The sequence below is a fragment of the Nonomuraea longicatena genome, assembly GCF_039525605.1.
Lineage (GTDB): Bacteria > Actinomycetota > Actinomycetes > Streptosporangiales > Streptosporangiaceae > Nonomuraea > Nonomuraea longicatena.
Genome location: NZ_BAAAHQ010000105.1, coordinates 1 through 3,492, shown reverse-complemented (window position 1 = coordinate 3,492; position 3,492 = coordinate 1). Strand labels below are relative to the sequence as shown.

3 protein-coding genes are annotated in these 3,492 nt (G+C 61.2%); all 3 read left to right on the top strand.

Annotated features, from left to right (window positions below):
* A partial coding sequence (locus ABD120_RS39585; protein ID WP_343955662.1) for a Z1 domain-containing protein occupies positions 1–1,432 on the top strand: 1,432 nt, incomplete at its 5' end.
* Positions 1,429–2,418, top strand: a complete 990-nt coding sequence (locus tag ABD120_RS39580; RefSeq protein ID WP_343955661.1) for a PD-(D/E)XK motif protein — start codon at positions 1,429–1,431, stop codon at positions 2,416–2,418. The genes ABD120_RS39585 and ABD120_RS39580, both read left to right, overlap by 4 nt.
* Positions 2,419–2,421: 3 nt before the next feature.
* The coding region (locus tag ABD120_RS39575; RefSeq protein ID WP_343955659.1) for an AIPR family protein at positions 2,422–3,492 on the top strand (1,071 nt) is incomplete at its 3' end.

Genomic DNA, 3,492 nt, shown 5'->3' with positions numbered 1-3,492 from the left:
GGTGGCCAGACAGGTCCAAGACCATCTGCGCGCCACAGCCGACGCTTGGGGCGACTACGGCGAGGCCGGGCGGTCCGTCCAGAGGCGTCTCGCTGCTCTGTGGGAGAAGGACTTCGCCCCGACATATGACACGCTCGCGGAATACACCGACGTAAGCTCTTCGATCGGACCACAGGTCACTTGGGACGAGGTTCGGAGACTCGTCCCGGAAGTGTTGGAGAACGCCGCCCATGGCGTTAGGCGGATCAACGGGACTGCCGCCGACGTACTCGACTACCAGTCCACCACCCCCGTCACCGTGGTAGCTGTGGGAGGTGACAAACTCTCACGAGGGTTGACCCTCGAAGGACTCTCGGTCTCCTACTACCTGCGCACTTCCCAGACCTACGACACCCTGCTACAGATGGGCAGATGGTTTGGGTATCGTCCTGGCTACCTCGATGCCACCCGGCTCTACACCACACCGGAGCTCGTCGGGTACTACGTGCACATTACCCGGGCGAACCGCGAACTTATGGACCTCACCAGCGCCGTGGCGCGGGCCGGTGGCACCCCGAAGCGTGTCGGCCTGCGGGTCATGGACGGCGTCGGCAACCTCCAGGTGACCGCCTCCGCGAAGATGCGCTCAACAAAGATCATGACGGTCAGCTTCTCCGGAACCCGCGTCGAGACCCTGGTGATGCTCACCAGCGTCAAGGCTCTTCGACGCAACCATGCCAAGCTGGAGAAACTTGTTGCAGAAATACTTCCGTACGGGGAGGTTCCACCGGACCGGCGGGAGGGGATCGGAGACGGATTCTTCCGGGAAGGTGTGCCCTCGAGCACAGTTTTGGACTTCTTCACTGGGTTCGCGGTCTCGCCCAGAGTTCTCGCCGCTAATCCCGAAAACCTGACCGACTACATCCGCGCACAGAACGGCATCGGTGAACTCACCCGCTGGACAGTCGCGGTAACCGCCGGAAATGCCTCCAATATGCTCTCCCTGCCTGGCGTTGACATCCCCATGGTCAAACGAAAGACCATCACTGGCCACGCCCGTGTGCAGGACGGAGAGTTCGAGGTCGGCGTCTTGGTCAGCCCGATCCATGAGTCTCTGGGACTGTCGCGCGAAAGATACCGGCGAGCGTACGAGCGCACGGTGGAGGAATTCAGGAAGAACGGCAGAGAGAAGAAACCTGCGAGAGCCAGCGGCGAGTCCCTGAGGGGGCTCCGGGACCCGGAGGAGGGCCTCCTGCTGATTTATCCGATCGACCCCGCGACATCCAAGGTTGACGTCCCCGCCGAGGTCCATGGTCTTCCCGCTCTGGGATATGCCGTCGTGTTCCCTGTCTCCGATCGAGCCCAGAAGGTCAAATATCGTGTAAATGAGATATTCCTGAACAATCTCGCCACCGCCATGGGTGATGATGAAGTGGAAAACGAGGACCAGTGACCACGCCCACACCGGAGGAACTCGAACAGTCCTTCCTCGCGGCAGAGGAAAAGGGCGGGCCCCCAGAAGGATCCGTACGCCGGAGGATTCTGCCTTCGTCGAAAGTCGATATTTTCGTCGAAGTCCGGTTCCCTGGCCTTGAATGGGCACTGGTGGTGAGGAGCCGGGAGAAGCTTGAGGACCGGGATCTCATGCTTACCAACGGACTGACCTGCCGTATACGAGAAGGCTCCGTCGAGATCTTGGCGGACCAGCAGACGGATCGGCTCCTGTTTTGCTCGCTCTTGGCCGACCTGGTCGGCCACCTACAGTTACCCAGCAAGATGCCGACGAGGACACTGGTTCGCAGGCTCAATGCCTGGCGCCGGATGCTCACCCGGGGGCTGCCCACAGGTCTCACCCCAGAAGCACGTCTGGGGCTCTTCGGGGAGCTGCTTGTGCTCCAGGACCTGATGCTCTCCGCTCTCGGAACCGCGGCCGTGCGCTCTTGGGTCGGCCCACGTCAGTCACCCCAAGACTTCGTCCTCGGGTCCACAGCCGTCGAGGTCAAGAGCGTGGCACGCAAGCAGATGCATAGCTGTCGCATCAGTAACGAGAACCAACTCGACTCCGATGGTCTGAATAGCCTGTTCCTCGTCCACCAGGTGGTGGACCAATCTCCGGAGGGTATCTCGCTCCCCGAACTTGTGGACGACCTGCGCGAGGATCCCCTCCTCGGCCCAGAGCTCTCCTGGTTCGAGAACTCCCTCATGGAGGCGGGGTGGCTGGACTCCCACCGCGACAATTACCTCAGTGATCGCTATGCGTTGGTCCGCCGGCAATGCTTCACTATAGAGACAGGATTTCCACGAATGACACCTGTGGACCTCCCTGCAGGAGTGTCTGGAGTATCATATTTTATTGATCTATCCACCTGCGAAAGCCACCGAGTGGACGAGGGCAAGGTCCGCGAGTCCCTCATAGGGGCAGGCGCGGCGGAGAGGTAGCACATGGGTGACGAGAGCACTGAAGAGTTCGCGCTCAGTCTCGAAAGGGACGTTGAAGAGCGGCTGGGATTGGACTCAGGCCGCCTCAAGCGAGACGTCTTCGTGCAGATCGCCGCTGAGTACCTTGTCGAAGACGGGGCATTAGAGGACCTGACCGTCTGCTACTTCAAGGCCCCCCTCGCGCAGAGCTACATGGAGGTCGCTGGGTACCACCTCAGCGACGACGGGCACGTCCTCGACCTGGTCGTGGCCAACTATGGACATCTCGGCCAGACGCTGGCGAAGGACCAGGCGATCCGACAGCTTCGCTGGGCGAAGAACTTCGCCATCCAATGCCACGCAGGTCACCACCTCAAGATGGAAGAAGCCAGCGCAGCGTACGACATGGTGCAGGATATCAACGCGCACTGGTCCGAGCTCGACAAAATCCGGATCTTTCTTATAACCGATGGTCGGACCACCATCGACTCCTTGGAGGAGGATTCCGTAGGAAGCCTTCCGGTGATCCAGCACGTCTGGGACATCGAACGTCTGCACCGACTCGTAGCATCAGGTCGGCATGAGGAGCCGATCAACATCGACTTCGAGGAGCTTGGCAGCCCCGTCGCCTGCCTCCCCGCATCCGGCACCGACGGCGACCACCAGTGCTTTATGGCCATCCTCCCTGGCCAGGTCCTCGCGGACATGTACGAGGAGCACGGCACGAAGCTGCTCCAGCGGAATGTGCGGGCCTTTCTGCAGGCTCGGGGCAAGGTCAACAAGGGGCTCAACGAGACCATCCGCAACGATCCTGGCCGGTTCCTGGCCTACAACAACGGCATCTCGGTGACAGCCACTGGCGTCCAACTCACGGAGGGCCCAACGGGACCGCTCCTAGTAAGCCTGAGCGACCTCCAGATTGTGAACGGCGGGCAGACCACCGCCTCCCTTCACCATGCCTTGAAGCGCGACAAGGCGGATCTGAGCCGGATTCAGGTCCCGGCGAAGATCACCGTTGTCGAACCCGAGTTGCTCGACCAGCTCATCCCGCGAATATCCCTCTACGCGAACTCTCAGAACGCCATCAACGAGGCG